The following is a 24,503-nucleotide window of genomic DNA, read 5'->3' on the forward strand; positions in this document are numbered from 1 at the left end:
TACGTTCAGCGCGCGAGCGGCCCCAGCGTGTCGCGCAGCGGCCCCAGCCATTCGGCATAGGGTTTCCACACGTCCATCCCGTCGCGGTTGAGCGGGCGGCGCACCTGCTCGCTCGATGGGGTGCGGACGACGCGGTCGAGCTTGTGGAATTCGAGCAGCGCGGGGTCCCAGTCGAGCCCGAGATAGGCGAGCGCCGGGCGCAGCTGCGCTTCGGGGTCGGCGACCATCGCTTCATAGTCGATATGGTGGACGAGCGCCGGCGCGACGCGATCGAGATGCGCCATCATCCGCACATAATCGGTGTAGCATTGACCGATGTCGGCGAGCCGGAACGACGAGGCATGGGCGCGCGAAAAGCTTTGCGAGAAATTCGAAAAGCAGCAGTCCATCGCATCGCGGCGGATGTCGAGGAACTTCGCTTGCGGCAGGATGCGGCGGATGAAGAGGATGTTGCTCCAATTGTGGGGCAGCTTGTCGATGAAATAGCCGCGGTCGGTCTTGCGATGGAGGGCGGCGCGGCGAAGATAATCCTGCCCCATTGCGGCGGCGGCGGCGTCGGGGATCTGCGCGATCAGCTGCGGCACCGTCACCTTGCCGCGCCGCGTCGCCATCTCCATCGCGCCGCGCAGGATCGCGGGGGCATAGGGGAGCTCGCCGACGGGTTCGATCGCGGGGTGGCTGCCGAGCATCTGTTCGAGCAGGGTCGAGCCCGAGCGCGGCAGGCTGACGATGAAGACCGGCACCGCGTCGCCGACCGGCTCGTCGCCAAGCCGCGCGACAAAGGCGGGGTCGACCGCCGCCTCGACCTCGGCAACCTCGGCGGTCAGTTCGCGCGCGTCATAGCCGATGTCGTCGGCGCGCTGCTGATTGCCGGTTTCATAATGATCGAACGCCTCGCGATAGCGGCCGCGGTCGTGCAGCGCGCGGGCGAGCGCAAAGTGAAGCGGGGCGCTGTTGCGGACGTCGATCGCGATGCCGATCATCCGCTGCATATGATCGACGTCGGCGTCGGTCAGCACGCGGCTCTTGATATTGGCGAGCGCCCACCACGCCTCACCGCATTCGTCGTCGGCGTCGATGGCGTTGCGATAGGCGGCGATGGCCGCATCGACCTCGCCCGCGGCACGCAGGCTGTGGCCGTAGGCGATCCAGTGGTGCGGCTTGTCGCCATGCTGCTCGGCCAGCCGCTGCTGGATCGCCTGCGCGTCGGCATTATGGCCCAATTTGTCGAGGATCAGCGCGTGCATCGCCGGGATGACGGGATCGTCGATCTCGGTTTCCAGTGCTGCGAACAACGCCGCGGCTTCGTCGAGCCGTTCCTGCTGGTTGAGCACCGACGCGAGGTGGCGGCGGACCTGGACGTCGCGCGACCCGGCGGCGAGCGCGCGGCGCAGGAAATGTTCGGACTGGCCAAGCGCGCCGAGCAGCATCGCGATCTCGCCCAGCTTCGCGAGTCCCTGCGGCTCGTTGGGACGCGTCCGCAGATGGGCAATGACCTGCTGCGCCGCCTCTTCGAGGCGTCCGGCGTTGGCGAGCGAGGTGGCGCTGATCAGCAGCGGAAAGGCGCTGACGGTGCCGCCGACCGTCATTCGCTGTAGCCCAGCACGGCGCGCAGGCCCGGCGCCTGATAGTCGACCAACGCGCGGTGACGCGCGCCGAGCGTTGCCGGAAAGTCGAGCGCCACGCCGGTGAGGTTGCCGCGCGCGGTACCGCTTTGCGCCGGGTCGGCGCCGATGCGGACGCGCAGCCGCCAGTCGTCGGGGCGATCGATGCCGCAGGCGGCGAGCAGGCCCGTGAAAAAGGCCTCGGCCGAAGGCGTATCGAGGTCGGCCAGATGCCGGATCAATTCTTCGTAGGTCACGACATGGACGCGCGCGCCGAGCCAGGCCGCGGCGTTCATTTCATAGATGTCGTTGAGCGAGGGCGCCTTGCCGGGCAGGCCAAAGATCATCATCGTCAGCAGTTCATCGACCGTCAGCGCGCCGGTCTTGAAGAAATCCATATTGCCCGAAAACTGCTCCGACGCGAAAAAACGCGCGCGCGCGATCACCCAGTCATAGGGATCGCGATAGAGCAGGATGCGCCGCGCCGGCGCGGTTTCGATCGCCGAGGCATCGGCAAAGAACAGATGGCCCCAGCTGAGCTGCGGCCGCGCGGGATCAAAGGCGCCGCGATGCTGTTGCAGGTTGGGCCACTGGATGAAATCGCGCGCATATTGCTGTTCGACCGGAACGAACATGCGGATGATGTTGCGCAGCAGGTGGCTGCCGCTTTTCGGAACGCTGTTGAGGAACACCGGCTGGCGCAGGGGCGCCTGAACGAAGCGGCGGTTTTCGGCGTCGAGCGTGTCGGCTTTCACCGTGACTTCAGGCATCGGGCGCGGGCGTTCCTTTGGGATTATAAAAACAGTTGGGGCGGCATGTTGCCATGCCGCCCCAATGTTTGCGTTGTCAAATCGATCAGAACTTCGACTTGACGTTGATGAAGCCGCGGCGTCCGCTGAACCCATATTGCGACGCGGCGACCACCGGCCCGATCATCGAGATCGTGCCGCCGTTCAGCGTCGACACGCGCGGCGGGCGCGTGTTGAACAGGTTGCTGACCCCCAGGGTGATTTCGAACCGGTCGCCCACTTCCTGCGTGATCGACGCATTGTGGTAGAAGACCGCTTTCGTCGTCAGCACGGGGCAATAGCGACCGCGCAGTGCGCTGTTCACGCAGACGTCGCCGTTGCGATCGACGAATTCCTGCACGTTCGACGTACCGCCGATGACGTTCATGCCGTAAAACAGCGTCGTCCCGCTATTGGCGGCCCAGGTCATGCGGAAATCGCCGACCCACTGCGGCGACCCGACTTCACCCAGATCGTCCTCGACCGGCGACGTCGGCAGCAGCTGGAAAATATCCTTGGTCTGCCAGGTCATGTCAGCGGTGAAGGACAGGCGTCCCAACCGGCCAAGATCGTGGCGGATATTGACGTTCAGATCGATGCCGCTGTTCCGCTGGCTGGCGATATTCACATATTGGTCGCGCACTTCGTTGATATTGTTCGGCGCCCCGGTCTGGCCGCGGGTGAACAGGTCACACAGCGGATCGGCCGGGAAATTGTCCGAATCATAGCAACCGAAGATGATGTTGCGGCCACCCAGCTGGGTGATCTGGCCCTTCACCTTGATGTCGAAATAATCGACCGCGATGTTGATCGTGGTGTCGGGCAGGAAGCCGAACTTGGGCGTGAGCACGCCGCCGACCACCAACGCCGTGGACGTTTCGGCGTCGAGCAGGCCGATGCCGCCGCGCGACGTTGCGGTTGCGGTGGCGCCGCCGCCCGGATGGTTGTTCGGAATCCCGTCGGCCGAGCAATTGTCAGCGATACGCTGCGTGATGCGGCCGGCCGCCAGGTTCGCCGCCCAGTTGACGCAGGGATCGATGTCGGTCTGACGCGGGAAGCTGGTTTCGTCGGCGAGGAACTGTTCGAACAGCGCCGGGGCGCGGAACGAGGTACCATAGCTGGCGCGCAGGCGGACGGTGTCGTTGAGCGCCCAGTTGGCACCCAGCTTGTACGTCCAGTTGCCATTGTCGCTGTCCGAGAAACCGTCCGACGCGCGCGTCGATTTGACGCTGGTGATGCGCGCCGCCGCCGAAAGCGTCAGATTCTGGAAGAAGGGCTTGTCGGCCAGCACGGGGACGTTGATTTCCCCGAACGCTTCCTTCGTCATGCTCTTGCCCGCGGTGATCCCCGACGTCGAGGCACCCCAGGCGTTGCCCGCGCGGGTGATTTCGCCCGGAACGTCGTTGATACGGTCCTGGCGGATGGTCGCGCCGAGCGCGACCTGCACCGCGCCCGCCGGCAGTTTGAACAGATCGCCGGTCAGCGTCGCTTCACCCGACTTCTGGGTATAGACGGTCTTGCCCTCTTCCCACGAGAAGTAGAAATCCTTCTCGGCCTGCGTCAGGTCGCCGGCGAGGAAGTTGGGGTCGAGCCAGCGCATGTCGACGCACTGCTTGCCCGAAACCGGGGTGACGGTGCCGACGCACGATGCGGTCTGGAAATAGCCGGTGTCATAGGCATCCTGCAGCGCCTGCTGCTGGCGGTACTTGCCGATGCTCTTGCTGTACTGGCCATAGACTTCCCAGCGCCAGTTGCCGGTGCCACCGAAATCGCCGCGCGCGCCCGCGACGCCGCGATAATAATCGACGCGCTGGCTGCTGTCGAACTGGTCGGTGATCGCGGTCGGGCTGATCAGGTTGAGCCCCTGCCACCCCGCGGCCCAGCTGGTCGCCGGGGTGCCGGTGCCGTACAGGTCGCCGGTATAACCAAAGTTCCAGAACTGGCGCCAGCCGTTCTGGTAGGTTTCACGGCGATTGAACAGGAATTCGCCGAACAGTTCGACCGAATCGCTGATTTCGAACGCGCCATCGACGAACGCCGTATAAAGGTCGGTTTCGGGGATCAGCGTCTGATCGGCCTGGAACGGGTGATAGGAATTCTGGATCGCCAGCGATGCGGAGTCATAGCCGGTCGGGAACCAGCCGGCAGGCATGCCAAAGTCACCCGGATAGGCGGGCGCGCCATAGGTCGGCACGCCGAGCACTTCGCCGGGATATTGGAACTGCATCAGCACCGTCGCGCCGGTCGGCGAGGTGTTGAGCCCGCTGTTCGGGCCACCCGGGCCATCGAGCTGAAGATTGTCGATCAGATTGTAGGTCCACGCGTGGCCCCAGCGCAGATCCTCGCACTTGAACTGGCCGGTGCGCGGATCGATGAGGTCGGCGCGGCTGCCATCTTCGCGGAAAGTATAGGCTTCCGGACAGGCAAGATAGGCGCGATCGCCACGCTTGAGTTCCTTGACCTTGGTATAGTCGCCCGCGACCAGGATGTGACCGCGGCTGAAGGTTTTGCCCCAGATCGCGTTGATGCGATATTCCTCGCCGCCGCCGCCGAACGGCGCCGACACGGTGCCGTTGAGTTCGAGGCCGTTGGTGCTGGTCTTGGTCTTGATGTTGACCACGCCCGCGACCGCGTCCGACCCATAGACCGACGAGGCGCCGGTTTTCAGGATTTCGACGCTTTCGGCAATCGACTGCGGCAGGACGTTGAGGTCGAACGCCGACACGCCGCCGCGCGTACCCGCGGGACCGGCACGGCGACCGTTGAGCAGCACCAGGGTGCGGTTGGGGCCAAGCCCGCGAAGGTTGATCGTCTGCGCACCCGGGCCACCATCGGTGACGAAGTTCGACGAAATGGCGGCCGTAATCTGGGTCGAGCCGGCCGCGATCGGCGAGCTTTGCAGCGTCGACGCCAGATCGAACTTGCCTTCTTTCGATGCGATATTGGGGTCGATCACGGCGATCGGGTCGGGGCTGTTGAACGGCGTCACGCCGCGCAGGCGCGAACCGGTGACGACGATCGCGTCTTCGGGTGCGGCGGTTTCGGCGCTGGTTTCAGCCGGTGCGGTGTCCTGCGCCATCGCTGGCGCCGCGATGACAACCGCCATGGCGGAAAGGCTCGCGAAACCCAGAATCCGACGCGCATGCAGCGACGCCCTGCTCAAATCATTCATAGATAATCCCCGGTTTTTAATGCCCCGACCAACCCGGTCGGGTTGGCCGAAAAGTGAAAGGCGCGTCTTTTCAATCTCTTGGCGGATCTATGACTTGCCGATGACACCAGCTATTCAAGCCTGCACCGCGAAGTCAAGGGTAGCGCTACGCAATTCACCGCATTGTCAGTGGCGTGTGGCCCAATTGTCGCAGCGCATTTCATGGACGATCGGCAGCATGATCGGGCGTTCCGGCGCCTAGCGATTGAAACGGTCGGGGACAGTCGATAGGGCGGGCGGATGGGCCAACGCCGCTCTTTCCTGACCACCCGCCTCGCGGCGCGCGCTTCATGACGCTTTCGTCGGGGGCGCTCTTTGCGCTGGGCCTTTTTGTCGCGCTCTGGCTGCTCGCCGGATTGTGGGCGGTCGGGCGCGGGATTGCGATGCAGCGGCGCGCGGCATTTGTCGCCGGACAGGGCGAACGGCTCGCGAGCCTGGTCGAGGCTTCGCCGCAGCTGCCGGTCATCGTCCGCGCCGACTGGCGGATCGAGGCGAGCGAGAAATTGGGCCGCTGGCTGGGTCTGGCCCAGGGACCGCGCAATTTCGACGAACTGCGCGGACTGGGCAGCGGGCTGGATCCCGATGGCCATGACGCGCTGCGCCAGGCGATCCTGGGCGCGCAGCGCGGCGCCAAACCCTTTACGCTGAGCCTGAAACCCCAAGGCAGCGAACGCACGATCATCCTGCATGGCGCGCCGGCGCCGCAGGCCGTCGGCGGCCCGGGCAGCGTGCTGTTGTGGCTGAGCGATGCGACCGACGGCCAGCACGCGCTGGCGCAGGCGCGCAGCGAGCGCGACGAGGCGATGGCGGCGTTCGAGGCCTTGTCGGGGCTGATCGAGGCCGCGCCCTTCCCGATGTGGTTCCGCGGCACCGACCTCAACCTCGCGCTCGTCAACGGCGCCTATGTCCGGGCGGTCGAGGCGAAAAGCGCGGTGGCGGTGATCGATGGCGGCATCGAATTGTGCGAGACGGTCGCCGGGGTCAGCGCCGCCGAGGCCGCCGACGAGGCGCGCATCGCGGGCGCGGCGCAGGTCCGCACAATCCCGGTGACGATCGAGGGCGAGCGGCGGATCATGCGCGTGGTCGACGTGCCGCTGGCGCCGACCGGCGGGCGGGTGATCGGGATCGCCGGCTATGCGATCGACATTCAGGAACTGGAGAGCGAGCGCGGCGCGCACCGCCGGTTCGTCGACACCCAGCGCGAACTGCTCGACCGTTTGTCGGCGGCGGTGGCGCAGTTCGGCCCCGATCAGGGGCTGAGTTTCGCCAACCTGCCCTTTCGCCGCCTGTTTGGGCTCGACGCCGAGGAGGTCGCCGAGGCGGCGCCCTTTGCGCGCCTGCTCGACGCGTGGCGCGAACGCGGGCGGACTCCGGAAGTGCGCAACTATCCCGAATGGCGGCAGGCGCATGTCGACTGGTTCGCGCAGCCGGGGGCGAGCGAGGAGGACTGGCTGCTGCGCGACGGCACCCACCTGCACGTCGTCGCCCAGCCGACCCCCGACGGCGGTCTGTTGCTGATTGCCGAGGACAAGACCGAGCAGGTGCAGTTGGCGGGCGCGCGCGACACGTTGCTGCGCGTCCGCACGGCGACCTTTGACAATCTGTTCGAGGCGATCGCGGTCTTCGCGCCCGATGGGCGGCTGCATCTGTGGAACCAGCGGTTCCGCCGCCTGTGGGGGATCGACGAGGCGACGCTGGCGGCGCATCCGCGCGTCGATGTGCTGATGGGCGGGCTCGCCGACCGGCTGGTGAAGCCGAACCAGATCAGCATCGTCCAGGAAGTGATCCGCGCCGCGACGCTGGAGCGGCAACAGCGCGGCGGCGAGATCGGATTTGCCGACGGGCGCTATTTCGACTTCGCGTCGATCCCGCTGCCCGACGGCAACGCGCTGCTGATCATGCTCGACATCACCCCGAGCCGGAAGATGGAGGGCGCGCTGCGCGAGCGCAACGAGGCGCTGGAGGCGGCCGACAAGGTCAAGACCGCGTTCCTGTCGCGAATGAGTTACGAACTGCGCACGCCGCTGACCTCGATCGGCGGGTTCGGCGAGATGTTGCAGGCGGGCTATGCCGGCAAGCTCAGCGAACAGCAGCAGGGCTATGTCAATGCGATCATGGATTCGGTGGGCGTGCTGGGGCGCCAGATCGACAATGTGCTCGACCTCGCGCAGGGCGAGGCAGGATCGCTGGTCGTCGAGCGGGCGCCGGTCGATGTGCGCCAGCTGCTCGACCGGGCGCTCGCCGACGCGCAGGCGCTGGCCGCCGCCGAAAAGGTCGAACTGGTCGGCAATATTTCGCCCGATCTGGGCCGCATCGACGGCGATGCACCGCGCCTGTCGCGGCTGGTCGCGGGGCTGCTCGACAATGCGGTGCGCTACACCGCGCCCACCCGGAAGTCGGACGGCCGCGTGTTACTGCATGCGACGGGCGACGCGCACGGGATCGACATCATCGTATCGGACAACGGCCCGGGAATGCCCGAGGCGGTCGCGGCGGTAACCAAGGGCCAGCAGGCGGGAACCGCGTCGGGGGGCATCGGCCTCGCGCTCGCACGCCAGCTCGTCGCTGCGCATGGCGGGACGATGGAGGTGGTGAGCGAGGCGGGACAGGGTACGTTGGTGCGGGTCAGCTTGCCGCGGCGGGTATGAGCCAACGATACGACTATACGCTGGCCGAGGCCGACCGCATCGGTGCCGCGATCGGCGCGGTGCTGCTACCCGGCGACGTCGTGCTGCTGTCGGGCGACCTTGGCGCGGGCAAGACGACGCTTGCGCGCGCGATGCTGAAGGCGCGCGGGCTGGTCGGCGAGGCGCCGAGCCCGACCTTTGCGATCGTCCAGCCCTATGCGCCGCCCGAGGTCGAACTGCCCATCGCGCATGTCGATCTGTACCGGATCGAGGATGAGGGCGAGCTGATCGAACTGGGGCTCGACGAGTATCTGTATGACGGGGCGCTGCTGATCGAATGGCCCGAGCGGCTCGGGGCGCAGGGTTGGCCCGGCGCCCTGTCCATCACGATTTCGGGGAGCGGCGACGCGCGCGTCTTGACAGCCGACGTGCCGACGTCTTGGGGGAGCCGATGGCCGCTCCGATGATTCCGCCCCCCCATGCGCCCGCCTTCCTCGCCGCGCATGGCTGGGGCGATGCCCAGATTTTGCCGCTCGCCGGCGACGCGTCGTTCCGGCGCTATTTCCGCGTGGTCGACGGCGATCGGCAGGCGGTGCTGATGGACGCCCCGCCGCCGCACGAGGATCCGCGGCCGTTTATCGCGGTCGCCGAATATCTGTGCGGCGAGGGGCTGACCGCGCCGACGATCTTTGCGCGCGACCTGGCGCAGGGATTGCTGCTGATCGAGGATTTCGGCGATGTGCGGCTGCGCGAGACCGCCGATGCGGCGCTGGACCGCGAGGTCGAGCTTTATGCCGGGGTGACCGACCTGCTCGTCCACCTTCATGCGCGCCCGCCGATGCCGGGGCTGCCGGTGCTGGGGCTCGAGCAGTGGCTCGACGAGGTGATGCTGTTCAGCGACTGGTATTGCCCGACGCTGGGGATCGAGGTCGACCGCGACGCCTTTCGCGCCGCATGGGACGCCGTGCTGACCCCGGTCGAGCATGACGGCCTGCCGCGCGTCACGGTGCTGCGCGATTATCATGCCGAAAATATCATGCTGGTGCCGGGCAAGACGGGGGTGGCGCATTATGGCCTGCTCGATTTCCAGGACGCGCTGATCGGCCACCCGGCCTATGATCTGGCGTCGGTGCTGGAGGATGCGCGGCGCGACGTGACCCCCGCGGTCGAGACGGCGATGCTCGCGCGTTACCAAGGCGCGACCGGACAGGACATTGAAAGCGCCTATTGGGCGCTCGCGGCGCAGCGCAACACGCGCATCCTGGGGGTATTCGTGCGGCTGTGGAAGCGCGACGGCAAGCCCGGCTATCGCCAGTTCCAGCCGCGGATGTGGGGGCTGCTCGAGCGCGATCTGGCGCATCCGGGGCTGGCGCCGGTGCGCGCCTGGTTCGACGAAAATATCCCCGCCGACAAGCGCGCGGCGGCGTGGCGATGACCACCAGGATCGAAAGCGCGATGGTGATGGCGGCGGGGCTCGGCAAGCGCATGCGCCCGCTGACCGCCACCCGGCCCAAGCCGCTGGTACGCGTCGCGGGCAAACCGCTGATCGACCATAGCCTCGACCGCATCGAGGCGGCGGGGGTCGGCCATGTCGTGGTCAACGTCCATTATCTCGCCGACGCGCTGGAAGCGCATCTGGCGGCGCAGAAACGGGCGTTCACGATCGCCATTTCGGACGAGCGCGACCTGCTCCTCGAAACCGGCGGCGGGATGGTCAAGGCGCTGCCCCAGCTGACCGGCGATCCGATCCTGATCGTCAACAGCGACAATATCTGGACCGACGGGCCGGTGGACAGCATCCAGCATCTGGCGCGGCATTGGGACGGCGACCGGATGGACGCGCTGCTGCTGCTGATCCGTCAGGCCAGCGCCACGGGACACCGCGGGCGCGGCGATTTCCATATGGACCCCTCGGGTCTCCTGTCGCGCCGCAAGCCCGGGCGGATTGCGCCGTTTGTTTACACCGGCGTCCAGCTGATCTCGCCGCGGCTGCTGGACGATGCGCCGTCGGGGCCGTTTTCGACCAACATCCTGTGGGATCGCGCGATCACGGCGGGGCGGTTGTTCGGCCTGTCGCACATGGGGCAATGGTTCGACGTCGGATCGCCCGCCAGCATCGCGCCGACCGAAGCGGCGCTGGGTGAGGTTTGAATTCATCCGTCATCCCGGCGAAGGCCGGGATCTCACCCTCTCGCCCCAACGCGCCGGCGAGATCCCGGCCTTCGCCGGGATGACGAAGCCGGTATGATGGCTGACGCAAAGCCCACCGTCTTTTCCATCCCCGTCCAGCGGGCCTTTGCCGACGCGCTCGTCGCCGGGCTGATCGACCGCTTTGCCGACGGCGCCTTGGGGCTGGCCGAGGGGTTGATCCTGCTCCCCAGCAACCGTGCGCGGAGCGCGGTGCAGGCCGCGTTTGTGCGCGCGAGCGGGGCGGGGTTGTTGATGCCGCGGCTCGCGGTGATCGGCGATGCTGACCTCGACGAAAGCGTCGCGCTGGCGCTCGATGCGATCGACGAGGCCGAACCGATCCCGCCGGCGATCGATCCGCTGCGGCGGCGGCTGATGCTCGCGGCGCTGATCGAGCGGCACAATCCGGCGGGCGAAGATGCGATCACCGGCGCGGCGGCGTTCCAGCTTGCCGAAGGGCTGGGGCGCGTGATCGACCAGCTGTATTATGAAGAGATTGCTCCGGCGCGGCTCGGCGAAATCGAAGCGGCGTTGGGCGATCTCGCGGGGCATTGGCAGGCGTCGTGGCAGCGGCTGCGCCTGCTGATCGACCATTGGCCCGCGATGCTCGCCGCGACCGGGCATATCGACCGTGCCGACCGCCGCAACCGGCTGCTCGCACGGGTCACCGCCGGGTGGCGCGCGGCGCCGCCAGCGCGCTTTGTCGTGGCCGCGGGCGTCACCACCGCGGCGCCCGCGATCGCGCGGTTGCTGCGCACCGTTGCCGATTTGCCCAATGGAATGGTGGTCCTGCCGGGGCTCGACCTCGGCATGGCCGCGGAGGAATGGGAGGCGCTGGGGCCCGTGAAGCCCGATCCCGACCAGCCGGGGGAGCGCCCGCTCGAAACGCAGCCGCAATATCATCTGAAGCTGTTGCTCGGGCGGATGGGGATCGCGCGCGACGAGGTCGGCGCATGGGCCGCGACGTCGCCATTCGACGGCCCCGACGCACGCGCGCCCTTTCTGTCGCTGCTCTTCGCCCCCGCCGCCTATACCGCGCGCTGGCAGGCGGCGGCCGACGTCGCGCCCAGCCTGACCGGGGTCAGCGCCGCGGTGTTCGCGGATGACGGGCAGGAGGCGCAGGGGATCGCGCTGACGATGCGGCGCGCGTTGGAAGAGCCGGGGCGCACCGCGGCGCTGGTAACCCCCGACCGCCTGCTCGCCGAGCGCGTCGCGGCGGCGCTAGCGCGCTGGGAGATTGCGGTCGATGACAGCGCCGGGCAGCCGCTGGGACAGACGCCGCCCGGCGCGCTCTTGTTGCTGCTCGCCGAATTGGCCGCGGCGTTCGATCCGGTGCGGCTGGTCGCGCTGCTCGGGCATCCGCTGGTCCGCGCGGGCGAAGGACGGCTGGGCTGGCTCGATCAGGTGCGGCGGCTCGATCTGGTGCTGCGCGGGCCTGGGCTGGTGCCGGGCTGGGCCGGGGTGACAGCGCGGATCGGCGAGATTGCGGACGACAGCGATCGGCGCGGGCATGGCGCCGCGCTGGCGGTCGCCGATTGGTGGGCCGAGGTGGCGACGGCGCTCGGCACCGCATTGGCGCCCTTTGCGGCGGGGGTTGCCGCGCCGCCGTCGGTGCTGCTCGGCGCGTTGCAGGACGCGCTCGGCTGGCTGACCGGCGAAGGGGCGTGGACGGGGCATGCAGGCCGCGCCTTGTCCGACCTGTTCGACCGCTGGGCGCTGGCGAAGGGCGATGGCCCGGCGCTGGTCGCGCCCGCCGATTTCCCCGCGATGCTCGCCGATCTGACGTCGGGCGAGAGCATCCGCCCGCCCTATGGCGGGCATCCGCGGCTGTCCATCTGGGGGCTGCTGGAGGCGCGGTTGCAGCGCGCGGACCTGATGATCCTTGGCGGGCTCGACGAGGGGCGCTGGCCGCCGCAGCAAAGCCCCGATCCCTGGCTCGCGCCCGGTATCCGGCGGATGCTGGGCCTCGCCGCCCCCGAGCGCCAGCAGGGGATGGCGGCGCATGACTTCGCCGGCGCCTTTGCGGCGCGCGAGGTGGTGGTGACGCGCGCGATGCGCAGCGGCGGCGACCCGGCGGTGGCGTCGCGCTTCTGGCTGCGGCTCGCCGCCTTGGCGGGCGACTTGCCCGAAGCGACGCTCGACGGGCAGCCGGTGACCGCGCTCGCCGCGATGCTCGATGTCCCGCCGGGGCAGAGCGAGCCCGCCGACAGGCCGCGCCCGTCGCCGCCGCTCAGCGCGCGGCCCGACCGGATCAGCGTCACCGGGGTCGATCAGCTGGCACGCGATCCCTTTGCCTTTTACGCGGCGAAGATATTGCGGTTGAGCGAGCTGGAGCCGCTGAGCAGCGGCCCCGACGCCAAATGGTTCGGGACGCGCGTGCATAAATTCCTGCAGGACTGGCAGGCGGCGGGGCTGAGCGAGGCGGCGTTCGATCGCGAGATCGCGGCGCTGCGCGCAGATCCGGCGCTCGATTCGCTGGGCCGTGCCTTCTGGTTGCCGCGCATCGAACCGTCGCTGCGCTGGGCCGCGGAGCGCGTGTGGGCGGCGCGCGACGAACGCTGGCCGGTCGCCAATGAGGTGAGCGGCAAGTTGTTGGTCGGCGGCATCATGCTGCGCGGCACCGCCGACCGCGTCGATCAGGCGGCTGACGGCACGCTGGCGATCGTGGATTACAAGACCGGCGCGGCGCCATCGGGCAAGTCGGCGGGTGAAGGGCTGAACAGCCAGCTCGGCCTGCTCGGGCTGATTGCCGAGGAAGCCGGGCTGGGTGATCTGGCGCCCGAGCCGGTCGGAGCGTTCGAATATTGGGAATTGAAGCGCGACCGCAAAAAGGGCGTCGATGGCGCGGTCAAGGTGATCAAGGGGCAGAAGCCGAAGCCATCGACCGCGGCGGCGGTGATCGAGCGCGCGCGCGAGGCGCTGGCCGACCTCAGCGCGCGTTTCCTGCTGCGGCAGGAGCCGTTCGTGCCGGGCGACAGCGCCAAGCGCTACGCCGATTTCGACCAGCTGATGCGCCGCGACGAATGGTTCGGACGCGGCGATCCCGATCCTAGCGCGACCGATGGAGGGGCGGCATGATCGACCCCGACAAGCTGCTCAAGACGCTCGACGGCGGCCAGTGCGCCGCGGCAGAGCCCGACGACCATGTCTGGCTGGGCGCGTCGGCGGGGACCGGCAAGACGCAGGTGCTGTCGGCTCGGGTGCTGCGGCTGATGCTGGCGGGGGTGTCGCCCGAGGCGATCCTGTGCATCACCTTTACCAAGGCAGGCGCCGCCGAAATGGCGCACCGTATCCACGAACGGCTGGCGATGTGGGTGCGAATGGCCGACGGCGATCTGCGGCTCGACCTCGCCGCGCTGGGCGCCGATTGGGCCGAGCCGGGCATCCTCGACCGCGCGCGCTCGCTGTTCGCCACCGTGATCGACAGCCCCGGCGGCGCGGTGCCGGTGCAGACGATCCACGCCTTCTGCCAGACCTTGCTCGCAAGTTTTCCGCTCGAGGCGAAGATCCTGCCGGGGTTTCGCGCGCTGGAGGACAGCGAAGCGAGCGCGCTCCAGCGCGAGGTGCTGGGCCAGTTGCTCGCGCGTGCGGATGCCGATGGCGATGCGATGCGGACGATCGCGGCGATGCTGTCGCAGCGATTGGGTCAGGATGCGGCGATTGCCTTCCTCGCGCGCTGTGCGAGCAGCTTCACCGCCGCCAATGCACCGCGCCTCGCACCGCGCGCGGCGGACCTGCGCGCGCATCTGGGCTTGCCGCAGGGCGATCCGCTGGCCTGGCAGGCGGCGGCGCTGGTGAGCGGCGCGATTACCGATGCCGATATTGCGGCAGTTGCGGCGAGCGGGCGCGGCTGGGGGACCAAGACCGGCGACGGGCGCGCCGACATCATGGACGACTGGTTCCGCGCCGACGCGCATGGCCGCGCCGCGATGTTGACCGCGGTGCGCGGCTGTTTCCTGACCGGCACCGGCGACATGCGCGCCGATTACACCAAAGACAAAGGCGGCATGCGCAGCTGCCTCGCCGCCGCCGAACGCATTGTCGCCGCGGCCGATAACCTGCTCGCGACCGCCACCGCGATGGCGGTCGCCGACGATCTGGCGGCGGCGTGGGATCTGGGCAGCCGCTTTGCCGAGGCCTATGCGTTGGCGAAGCGCGAGCGCGGGCTGGCCGATTTCGACGATCTGATCAGCATCGCGGGGCATTTGCTGGCGCAGGGCGATTTCGGCGATTGGGTGCGCTTCAAGCTCGACCAGCGCACCGACCATATTTTGGTCGACGAGGCGCAGGACACCAATGCGCGGCAATGGGCGATCGTCGCGTCGCTGGCCGGCGAGTTTTTCGCCGGGGTTGGCGCGAAGGACGATCGCGTCCGCACGATGTTTACGGTGGGCGACCGCAAGCAGGCGATCTTCGGCTTTCAGGGCACCGAGCCCGCGGCATTCGAGGCAGCGCGGCTCAGCTTTGCCAGCCGCGCGGTCGAGGGCGGCAAACCGTTCGAGGATGTCGATCTCGACACCAACTATCGCTCCAGCCCCGCGGTGCTCGACGTCGTCGATGCGTGGATCGCGGCGGGCGCGACCGAATTGATGGGCTTGGGCAGCGACGAGCCGCCGCACATTCCCGCCGAATTCAACCGCGACCGCGCCGGGCGGGTCGAGCTGTGGGCGCCGCTGCCCGTGGGCAAGGCGCTCGATGGCGATGCGGAAGAGGACAGCGGAAGCGACGCGGACGGCGATGACGAGGGCGGCGCTCTCCGCGAGACCTCGGCCGCGGCGAGCGACCCCGCCAGCCTGCGGCTGTCGCGCGCGATCGCCGACGAGGTGCGCGAATGGATCGAACATGGCAAGGACGGGCGCCCCGTCGCGCCGGGCGACATATTGATCCTCGTCCGCCGTCGCAAGGATGTCGCGGCGCGGATCGTCGCGCGGCTCCAATCGCTGCATGTGCCGGTCGCGGGGGTCGATCGTTTTTCGCTGACCGGGTCGCTGGCGGTGCAGGATCTGCTCGCCGCGATGCGCTTTGCGGTGCAGCCGCTCGACGACCTCAATCTCGCCAGCCTGCTGGTGTCGCCGCTGTTCGGGTGGAGCCAGGACGAGCTGTTCGCCTTTGCCCACGGCCGTCAGAAGCGCGCGCTGTGGGAGCAATTGCGCGCGCGCGAGGAAGAGGTTCCGCCCGCAACGATGGCGGCGCTGCGCAGCCTGCTCGGCATGGGCGATTTCACGACGCCGTTCCGTTTTCTGGAGCGCATCCTGTCGGGACCGATGGGCGGGCGGCGCAAGCTGTATCACCGGCTGGGGCGCGAGGCGCGCGACCCGATCGACGAGCTGCTCGCACAGGCGCTGGCGTTCGAGCGACAGGAAGCACCGTCGCTGCTCGGCTTCCTGTCGCACATCGCCGCGAGTAGCGCCGAGATCAAACGCCAGAGCGAGGCGCGCAGCGACGTCGTGCGGGTGATGACGGTGCACGGGTCGAAAGGCTTGCAGGCGCCGATCGTCATCCTGGCCGACGCGACCGACGACCCGAAGCCGCGGCGTGTGAATTTTGACCTGTCGGCGGCGGGTTGGGACAAATTGCCGGTGTTTGCGCTCGGCAAGGACGAGCGGCACGGCTCGATTGCCAAGGCGCATGAGGACAAGGAAGCCGCCGAACGCGAAGAGCATTGGCGGCTGCTCTACGTCGCGATGACGCGCGCCGAAGAACTGCTGATTGTTACCGGGACGCGCAAGGCGGACCAGCTTCCCGAGGGCAATTGGCACAGCGCGGTCGATGCGGTGCTCGCCGATATGGGCGCCGAGTGGCAGGACGCCGGGCCGCGCTGGGGGCGGAAGCGCGTTCATGCGGTGCAGGGCAAGACGCGCGCAGCAAAGACGAAAGCGCGCGCCGCTGTTCCGGCGGTCGTCGTCCCCGACTGGGCGCGGCAGGCGGCGCCCGAGGAAGCGCGCCCGCCGCGCCCACTCGCGCCGTCGGCACTGGGCGACGACGATGTGGCAGCGGTGCCGCAGGGCGCGGCGCGCGCCGCGGCGGTGAGCCGCGGGCTGCTGCTCCATGCGCTGTTCGAGCGGTTGCCGCCGGTGGCGCCCGAGCGGCGGCGCGCGGCGGCGTTGCGCTGGCTGGACGTGCAGGCGGCCGATCTCGACGCGGCGGCGCGCGGTGCGATGGTTGACGAGGTGCTGGGGGTGATCGACGACCCCGCACACGCCGCGCTGTTCGGGCCGGGGTCGCTCGCCGAAGTGCCGTTGTCGGCGGTGGTCGACGGCGCGGTGGTCGCCGGGATCGTCGACCGGCTACTGGTCACCGACGATGCCGTGACGGTGATCGATTACAAGACCGGGCGCCACGTCCCCGGCAGCGCCGCCGAGGTCCAGCCCGCCTATCTGCGCCAGATGGCGGCGTATCGCGACGCGCTGGCAGCAATTTTCCCGTCGCGGCGGATCGCGGCCGCCTTGCTGTACACCGCCGCGCCGCGGCTGATTGACCTAGACGACGCGCTGCTCGACGCGCACAAGCCCGGCTTGATGGCAACCAAGGCGAATTTGGGCGGTTGAGCCCTTGAGCCGGAGGCTGCAAGCCCTTAGCTTGCAGGCCAAGCGAAATTCAGGAGTTTTGATCATGGGTACCAAGGCAATCAGCGACGACAGCTTCCAGGCCGACGTCCTCGACAGCGACACCCCCGTGCTGGTCGATTTCTGGGCCGAATGGTGCGGCCCTTGCAAGATGATCGGTCCGTCGCTCGAGGAAATCGCCGACGAGCTGGGCGAAAAGGTCGTGATCGCGAAGCTCAACATCGACGATCATCCGAACGCCCCCGCCAAATATGGCGTGCGCGGCATCCCGACGATGATCCTGTTCAAGAATGGCGAAGTCGCCGACACCAAGGTTGGTGCGGCACCCAAAAGCGCGCTCAAGGGCTGGCTCGAAAGCGCGCTTTGATCGGTCGTTCGTCGCCCCGCGCCTGAGCCGGGGCGACGACGAGGTGCGCCTTTCGCGCGCACCGCATATTCCCCCTTGCACCCGCGTCCCTTCGCGCGCAGACTTGACGTTAACGTCAACGATAGACGGCGAACGGGAGAGTTTGGGATGGCGAAACGGGTCTGGACGGCCGCGCTGCTCGGCGGCGCGGCTTTGGCATTGGCTTCATGCAACGCGTCGAAGAACGACAGCCTCTCGGGCACCGCGGCGCTCGACGAAGCCGAGAAAGCCAGCGAGACCCTGCTCAAGACCGGCGGCAGCGGCGACGATTGGGGCGCGATCGGCTTCAGCTATGACGAGCAACGCTTCAGCCCGCTGACCGACATCAGCGACAAGAATGTCGGCGAACTCGGCATCGCCTGGACGGCCGATCTGGAGGACGCCCGCGGCCAGGAAGCGACGCCGGTGGTCGTCGACGGGGTGATGTATGTCAGCCACGCCTGGTCAAAGGTCAGCGCCTGGGACGCCGCGACCGGCAAGCCTCTCTGGAAATTCGATCCCAAGGTTCCGGGCGAACGCGCGGTTCACGCCTGCTGCGACGTCGTCAACCGCGGCGTCGCGCTGTGGGGCGACAAGGTTTTCGTCGGCACGATCGACGGGCGACTGATCGCGCTCGACCGCAAGACCGGCACGCAATTATGGGCGACGCAGACGGTCGACACGACCAAACCCTACACGATCACCGGCGCGCCGCGCGTCGTGAAGGACATGGTGCTGATCGGCAACGGCGGCGCCGAATTCGGGGTGCGCGGCTATGTCACCGCCTATGACGCCGATACCGGCAAGGAACGCTGGCGCTTCTACACCGCACCCAACCCGACCAAGGCGAAGGACGGCGCCGCAAGCGACGAGATTTTCGCGACCAAGGCCAATGCCACCTGGTCCGACAAGGGCGAGTGGCAGACGTCGGGCGGCGGCGGCACCGTGTGGGACGCGATCGTTTACGACAAGGATCTCGACCAGATCTATCTTGGCGTCGGCAACGGCAATCCGTGGAACCACGGCACGCGCTCGAATGGCGAGGGCGACAACTGGTTCCTCTCGTCGGTCGTCGCGCTCGATGCCGCGACCGGCCAATATAAATGGCACTATCAGGAAACCCCTGGCGAGACGTGGGACTATACCGCAACGCAGCCGATCATCCTCGCCGAGCAGACGGTGAACGGCACGCCGACCAAGGTGCTGTACCATGCACCCAAGAACGGTTTCTTCTTCACCATCGACCGGTCGAACGGCAAGCTGATCGATGCCAAGCCGTTCGTGGACGGGATCAACTGGGCGACGGGCTACGACCTTGCGACCGGCCGCCCGATCGAAAATCCCGAAGCGCGCTTCTACAAAACCGGCAAGCCCTTCATCGCGATCCCCGGCGCCCTGGGGGCGCATAACTGGCACCCGATGAGCTATAACCCCGCGACCGGGCTCGTTTACATCCCGGCGCAGCAAATCCCGCAGGGCTATCTTCAGGACATGAACGAGCTCGACCGGCGCAAGGTGCTGGGGTTCAACGTCGGCACGTCGCTGACCGGCACGCTGCTCCCCGACGACAAGGCGGCGTTCCGCGCCGCGGTCGCCGCGACGACCGGGCGCCTCGTCGCCTTTGACCCGCGCACCGGCAAGGTCGCGTGGGCGGTCGATCATCCCGCGGCGTGGAACGGCGGCACGATGACGACCGCGGGCAATCTGGTGTTCCAGGGAACCAGCCTCGGCCGTTTCCGCGCGTACACCGCCGATACCGGCAGGCAACTCCTCGATCTCGACATGCAGTCGGGGATCGTCAGCGCGCCATCGACTTTCCGCGTGAACGGCGTCCAATATGTCGCGTTCATGACCAGCAAGGGCGGCGCCTTCCCGCTCGTCGCCGGGGTGGCGGGCGGCGCGACGCGCCAGATTCCGAACATCCCGCGGCTGGTCGTGCTCAAGATCGGCGGCACCGCCAAACTGCCCGCCCCGCCCGCCACAACGACGCTCGCCTGGAACCCGCCGCCGATGACGGCGGGCGCGGCCGAGGTTGCGGCGGGCAAGGCCAATTTCGGGCGTTATTGCATGGTCTGTCACGGCGACAGCGCGATCGGCAACGGCTTCACCCCCGACCTCCGCGTATCGGGAACGCTGGCCAACGCCGACGCATGGAAGGCCGTGGTCGTCGATGGCGCACTCAAGGATCGCGGCATGGTGAGCTTCGCCAAGGTACTCACCCCGCAAGACGCCGAAGCGATCCGCGCCTATGTCATCGAACGCTCGAACTGGACCAAGGCGAATCTCGCCGACAGCACCGCGCCGATGGGACGGTAGCGCGGCGCATACCCGCGTTGTCGCCGCCGGTCAGGCGGTGTCGATGGCGTCGCCAAGAAAGGTCGGATCGGCGAGGCCTTTCCCGTATCGGCGGTGCGCGTGCAGATTCTCGCCCTCGGCTTCGGAGGGGAAAATCTGGTCGAGCTGAAACTTCTTGAACGAACCGCTCATGCCCAGCGCCTGCGCGTAAAAGTCGATCATCTTGTGCCGTTCGCGCTGCGACATCGTCATTTTTCCGGGTTTCTGCACAAACTGCTCGATTTCGCGCATCATGGCCAAGCGGTCGGTCGTTTCGCCCGACCGGGCCATATATTGCCAAAGACGCAGGCGATGCTCGAAGCGGTCCGAACGCGCAACCGCCTCGCGCATCCAGTTGATCGCCTCGACAGCGCCCTGCTGCGGGTCCATCATCGCCTCTTCGGCGCGCACCTGAAAATAAAAGTCTTTGGCGCCCGCATCCTGCTCCAAGCGTTTCAGGGCAGCCTCATAATCGTGCCACCAATCGTCGAGCTGCTGCTGATCGCGATATGCCCCCCGAAAATGGCGATGGAGATACGCACGGGCGCGCATTATCAGGACGAAAGCGCTGCTGTTGAGGCGCGCCGCGCGGTCGGCCAGCTTGATCGCGCGATCATAGTTCGGTTTGTGCATGCGCAGCAGGCAACTGACCAGATAGCGAATGGTGATCCCTTCGCGATTCGTCTGCTTCACATCCTCATCGGCCTTGCGCGCCTTTTCATAATGTTCGACCGCCGCAGGGAAATCGCGTTGAAACTCAGCCTGAAATCCGCGGATGAAGTGCGCGACGGGCTTTGACAGATAATGGCTGTCGAGCACCGCCAAAGCGGCGCTGACGCCCTCATCGTCCGACTGGCGCGCGCAGACGAGTCCGTAAAAGCGCGCGGCCTCGCGCCGCGCGGTGTCGGTAAAGGCGTCGCGCCGCACAAAGGCCTCTCGCAGCAATTTTTGAGCGATGTCGAAACGGTTCGCGCGATAGGCGCGGATTCCGCTTTGCAGATAGTTTGCCGCGGTAACGAACTGGCGCGCGCCCTCCGGAACCTCCGCGCCGACCGACATTGCGGCAGCAATCCGTGCCTGCACCGACACCATACCATGGCCGTCGGCATCGATCTCGACCGGCTTGGCAATGAATTTGCGCACCGCCTCGTCGTGCCAGCGAATCAAGTCGGGGGTTACCAGGCTGGCGCTGAGCCGGTTCGACAGAACCGGTGACAGGCGATAGAGGTCTTCTTCGTCCCGCTCGACCAGTCCCACACGTTCGAGCGCCCCCAAAATATCCGCCATCGGCCGTTCGCTACGCAAGAAATCGGCAATATCATCGGCTCCCGCCAATGCCAGGTCGTTGAGGATCAACAGCGCGCGACGTTCATCATCATGCTGTAATTGCGAGAAAGACCAGCGCGCCAGATGCGTCATCGTCGTCGCAAATTCTTCGGTCTCGGCCCCGATGACGGCGTCGAGATTTTCCAGCGACGGCAAGGTCGATGCCAGCGCTACGATCTTGGTGACCAGTTCGGGGTTGCCATCGGCGCCCTTGACGATGCGCGCGATGATGTCGGCATCCCATTGCAGGGTCCGATTGCCGATCGCGGTGATGATCGATCGCACGAAGCTGTCGGCTTCCAGCATCCCCAGACCGGTCATGCGCATGGTGCCAAGCTTGCCCTTGCATCCGATTACCATTTCGTCGGGAGGCGGCACCTGCACCGTCAGAAACAGGATCGGCGCATCGCCGCCCAGCGCCTTGATCACGGTGACGATCCACTCGGGCGGCAGCGCGCGTTCTTCGTGAACGCGCGTCTGGCGCAGGATGATGTAGCGTTGCTGCGCCGCCACCGCTTCGATCGCCTGCGCCAGCCGGAGCGCGACCTGCTCGGGCGATTGTTCGCCAAGCTCCGCCTGCAACGCCGTCAAGCGCGCGCCATCGGCCCCCAGCGCGCGCTCCTCGATCAGCAGCAGCAACGGCAGCGGCAGCGCCAGTTCCGAAATATCGAATTCCAGCGCCGTCGCATTGCCGTTCAGGGTGCGATAAAATTCGCGGATCGCGGTCCGGCGACCATAGCCGTTGAACCCCGACACCCACACCGCCGGCCGATAGCTGAACTCGCCGTCCTTCGCTCCGGATCGCAAGGCTTCGATGACGTGCGGCCGCGGAAAGATCGGAGCCGGCCTCGCCGTCGCCTCGCGCACCAGCCGATCGACGACCTGAAACGCCTTGTCCGCGTCATAGGGCGGCGTCGAGGCACGGAAACGCGCGGTGAAGTGCGCGAAATGGTCGAATGCGGCGCGCTCGGCATCCGTATAATCATCCGTTCCGGCTGACAAATCGAGGTCGTCGAGTCGCAGGATGGCGACATGCTTTAATTGCCCCGACGCCAACAGCGAAGCGGCGAGTTCCAGTTCGCGGCGGCAGGCGGCGGAGCGCAGAAAATCGCGCGACCAGAAGATCACCAATCCGCGCGCCTGGCTCAGCTCGGCGCGTTCAATTTCGTCCCAGAAATCGGCGCCATCGACCCCCGTGCGCGTATAGAGATAGATGATGTCGCCCGAAAAACGTCGGGCGATCGCATCAGCGTTGGCGATGTCCCGGCTCGATACCGAAAAGAAGACCGGTCGGCCCATAACGCTCCCCCAAATTTTCATCAGGCTAGCCGACCAATGCTTTTCCACCAAGTCGCAAGACGTACTGCCCAAAATTTGGGCACGAATGACGCCGCTTTGCTCATTCGCTGAGCATCCACGCAATTTCATGTCGAAAATCTTGCCGAAAGCAGGCGATTCGCCAATTGGCACGGCTTTTGATTGGTGCAAGATGGCGGGACATCGCACCGACTCGACGACAGACCGGGCAGCGCAGCTGATCCGGCTTGACGCGCAAGGCGCGGCGGCCAGCCCAAAGGGGGACGAAAAGCGTGAAGAAGATTGAGGCGATCATCAAGCCGTTCAAGCTCGACGAGGTGAAGGAAGCGCTGCACGAAGTGGGTGTCAGCGGGATCACCGTCACCGAGGCCAAGGGTTTCGGACGGCAGAAGGGTCATACCGAATTGTATCGCGGCGCCGAATATGTCGTCGACTTTCTGCCCAAGGTGAAACTGGAAGTCATCGTCGAGGATTCGATGGCCGAACGCGTCGTGGAGGCGATCGCCGCCGCCGCGCAGACCGGCCGGATCGGCGATGGCAAGATCTTCGTCATCCCGGTCGAAACCGCGCTTCGCATTCGCACCGGCGAACGCAACGAGGACGCGCTTTAACTTTTCGCATTTTTCGAAAACCCGACAGTCACCGGCACGCCGGACCATTTCGCAAGAAGGAAGCATAGATCATGGCTACGAAGCCCAAGGACATCATCGCGCGGATCAAGGAAAACGACATCGAGTGGGTCGACCTGCGCTTCACCGACCCCAAGGGCAAGTGGCAGCATCTGACGATGGTCGCCTCGGTCCTGGGCGAAGACGAACTGGAAGACGGGCTGATGTTCGACGGATCGTCGATCGAGGGCTGGAAGGCGATCAACGAGTCGGACATGATCCTGAAGCCCGATCTCGACGCCGTCTATGACGATCCTTTCTCGGCCACCCCGATGCTGGTGATCTTCTGCGACATCGTCGAGCCGTCGACCGGCGAAGGCTATGCCCGCGACCCGCGCACGACGGCAAAGCGCGCCGAAGCCTATGTCGCCTCGACCGGGATTGGTGACACCGTCTATGTCGGTCCCGAAGCCGAATTCTTCATGTTCGACGACGTCCGTTTCGAAACCGGCTACAACAAGTCGGGTTTCGAGATCGACGACATCGAACTGCCGACCAACACCGGCCGCAGCTATGAAGGCGGCAACCTGGCGCACCGTCCGCGCGCCAAGGGCGGCTATTTCCCCGTCGCGCCGGTCGACAGCGCCGTCGACATCCGCGCCGAGATGGTCTCGACGATGCTCGAAATGGGCCTGCCCTGCGACAAGCATCACCATGAAGTCGCCGCCGCGCAGCATGAGCTCGGCCTGACCTTCGGCACCCTCACCGAAACCGCCGACCGCATGCAGATCTACAAATATGTCGTGCACCAGGTCGCGCATGCCTATGGCAAGACCGCGACCTTCATGCCGAAGCCGATCAAGGACGACAACGGCAGCGGCATGCACACCCACATCTCGATCTGGGAAAAGGGCAAGCCGCTGTTCGCCGGCAACGGTTATGCGGGGCTCAGCGACATGTGCCTCTATTTCATCGGCGGCGTCGTCAAGCACGCCAAGGCACTCAACGCCTTCACCAACCCGACGACGAACAGCTACAAGCGGCTCGTCCCGGGCTTCGAAGCGCCGGTGCTGCTCGCTTATTCGTCGCGTAACCGCTCGGCCTCGTGCCGCATCCCCTATGGCGCGGGCGCCAAGGCGAAGCGCGTCGAGTTCCGCTTCCCCGACGCGATGGCGAACCCCTATCTCTGCTATTCGGCGCTGCTGATGGCGGGGCTCGACGGCATCACGAACAAGATTCACCCGGGCGACCCCATGGACAAGAATCTGTACGACCTGCCGCCCGAGGAATTGAGCGAAGTCCCGACCGTCTGCGGTTCGCTTCGCGAAGCACTCGACAGCCTCGCCGCCGACCACGACTTCCTGCTCAAGGGCGACGTGTTCTCGAAGGACCAGATCGAAGCCTATATCGAGCTGAAGTGGGACGAGGTCTATCGCTTCGAACAGACGCCGAGCCCGGTCGAGTTCGACATGTACTACAGCGCCTGATCCGCCAGGGTCAGCTACGCCAAGGGGGCGCCCGGTTAGGGGGAACCGGGCGCCCTTTTTGGT

The 24,503-nt window shown here is 66.9% G+C and carries 15 protein-coding genes; 11 read left to right on the forward strand and 4 right to left on the reverse strand.

Translation table 11 applies throughout. The features are described 5' to 3' along the window. Positions 1–5: 5 nt before the first annotated feature. The 3 genes from G9408_RS14025 to G9408_RS14035 form a co-directional block, all read right to left on the reverse strand. Positions 6–1,589 carry a tetratricopeptide repeat-containing sulfotransferase family protein gene (locus G9408_RS14025; protein WP_168454615.1) on the reverse strand — a complete coding sequence of 528 codons (1,584 nt, stop codon included), beginning with the start codon at positions 1,587–1,589 and terminating at the stop codon, positions 6–8. Then, positions 1,586–2,374: a hypothetical protein gene (locus tag G9408_RS14030; protein ID WP_168454616.1), complete on the reverse strand. Its 789-nt coding sequence runs from the start codon at positions 2,372–2,374 to the stop codon at positions 1,586–1,588. The genes G9408_RS14025 and G9408_RS14030 overlap by 4 nt, the downstream gene beginning before the upstream one ends. Positions 2,375–2,459: 85 nt before the next feature. Next, a complete protein-coding gene (locus G9408_RS14035) occupies positions 2,460–5,498 on the reverse strand; it encodes a TonB-dependent receptor plug domain-containing protein (protein ID WP_168454617.1) in 3,039 nt (1,012 codons plus the stop codon). Positions 5,499–5,893: 395 nt separating this feature from the next. On the opposite strand from G9408_RS14035, the gene G9408_RS14040 reads away from it, so the two are divergent. The 8 genes from G9408_RS14040 (at position 5,894) to G9408_RS14075 (ending at position 19,684) form a co-directional block, all read left to right on the forward strand. Beyond that, positions 5,894–8,251 carry a PAS domain-containing sensor histidine kinase gene (locus tag G9408_RS14040; RefSeq protein WP_168454618.1) on the forward strand — a complete coding sequence of 786 codons (2,358 nt, stop codon included), beginning with the start codon at positions 5,894–5,896 and terminating at the stop codon, positions 8,249–8,251. Further along, a complete protein-coding gene (tsaE, locus tag G9408_RS14045; protein ID WP_168454619.1) occupies positions 8,248–8,697 on the forward strand; it encodes a tRNA (adenosine(37)-N6)-threonylcarbamoyltransferase complex ATPase subunit type 1 TsaE in 450 nt (149 codons plus the stop codon). The genes G9408_RS14040 and tsaE overlap by 4 nt, the downstream gene beginning before the upstream one ends. Next, on the forward strand, positions 8,694–9,665 hold the full coding sequence (locus G9408_RS14050; RefSeq protein ID WP_168454620.1) for an aminoglycoside phosphotransferase family protein: 972 nt from the start codon (positions 8,694–8,696) through the stop codon (positions 9,663–9,665). The genes tsaE and G9408_RS14050 overlap by 4 nt, the downstream gene beginning before the upstream one ends. Continuing rightward, the gene (locus tag G9408_RS14055) at positions 9,662–10,381 is read left to right on the forward strand and encodes a nucleotidyltransferase family protein (protein WP_168454621.1); all 720 of its coding nucleotides are present in this window, start codon (positions 9,662–9,664) and stop codon (positions 10,379–10,381) included. Before G9408_RS14050 ends, G9408_RS14055 begins: the two co-directional genes overlap by 4 nt. A gap of 96 nt (positions 10,382–10,477) precedes the next feature. Further along, positions 10,478–13,495, forward strand: coding sequence for a double-strand break repair protein AddB (gene addB / locus G9408_RS14060; RefSeq protein WP_168454622.1), 3,018 nt, complete (start codon positions 10,478–10,480; stop codon positions 13,493–13,495). Continuing rightward, positions 13,492–16,965 (forward strand): double-strand break repair helicase AddA, encoded by a 3,474-nt coding sequence (addA, locus tag G9408_RS14065; protein WP_168454623.1) that lies wholly within the window; start codon positions 13,492–13,494, stop codon positions 16,963–16,965. The genes addB and addA overlap by 4 nt, the downstream gene beginning before the upstream one ends. A gap of 64 nt (positions 16,966–17,029) precedes the next feature. Next, positions 17,030–17,350 (forward strand): thioredoxin TrxA, encoded by a 321-nt coding sequence (gene trxA / locus G9408_RS14070; RefSeq protein WP_120217527.1) that lies wholly within the window; start codon positions 17,030–17,032, stop codon positions 17,348–17,350. A 147-nt stretch (positions 17,351–17,497) separates the two neighbouring features. Then, a complete protein-coding gene (locus tag G9408_RS14075) occupies positions 17,498–19,684 on the forward strand; it encodes a PQQ-dependent dehydrogenase, methanol/ethanol family (RefSeq protein ID WP_168454624.1) in 2,187 nt (728 codons plus the stop codon). Positions 19,685–19,714: 30 nt separating this feature from the next. Here the strand turns inward: G9408_RS14075 and G9408_RS14080 are convergent, their stop codons facing one another. Next, positions 19,715–22,327, reverse strand: a complete 2,613-nt coding sequence (locus G9408_RS14080; RefSeq protein ID WP_168454625.1) for a toll/interleukin-1 receptor domain-containing protein — start codon at positions 22,325–22,327, stop codon at positions 19,715–19,717. 85 nt (positions 22,328–22,412) lie between these two features. Between G9408_RS14080 and G9408_RS14085 the strand changes: the two genes are divergently transcribed. The 3 genes from G9408_RS14085 to glnA all read left to right on the forward strand — a co-directional run bounded on the left by G9408_RS14085 (position 22,413) and on the right by glnA (position 24,440). After that, positions 22,413–22,631, forward strand: a complete 219-nt coding sequence (locus G9408_RS14085) for a hypothetical protein (protein ID WP_168454626.1) — start codon at positions 22,413–22,415, stop codon at positions 22,629–22,631. Further along, entirely contained in the window at positions 22,618–22,956 is a 339-nt protein-coding gene (locus tag G9408_RS14090; protein WP_037518110.1) for a P-II family nitrogen regulator, read from the forward strand. Before G9408_RS14085 ends, G9408_RS14090 begins: the two co-directional genes overlap by 14 nt. A 71-nt stretch (positions 22,957–23,027) precedes the next feature. Continuing rightward, the gene (glnA, locus tag G9408_RS14095; RefSeq protein ID WP_168454627.1) at positions 23,028–24,440 is read left to right on the forward strand and encodes a type I glutamate--ammonia ligase; all 1,413 of its coding nucleotides are present in this window, start codon (positions 23,028–23,030) and stop codon (positions 24,438–24,440) included. The last annotated feature ends 63 nt before the right edge of the window (positions 24,441–24,503 follow it).

Source organism: Sphingopyxis microcysteis, assembly GCF_012274265.1.
In the GTDB taxonomy this organism is placed as follows: domain Bacteria; phylum Pseudomonadota; class Alphaproteobacteria; order Sphingomonadales; family Sphingomonadaceae; genus Sphingopyxis; species Sphingopyxis microcysteis.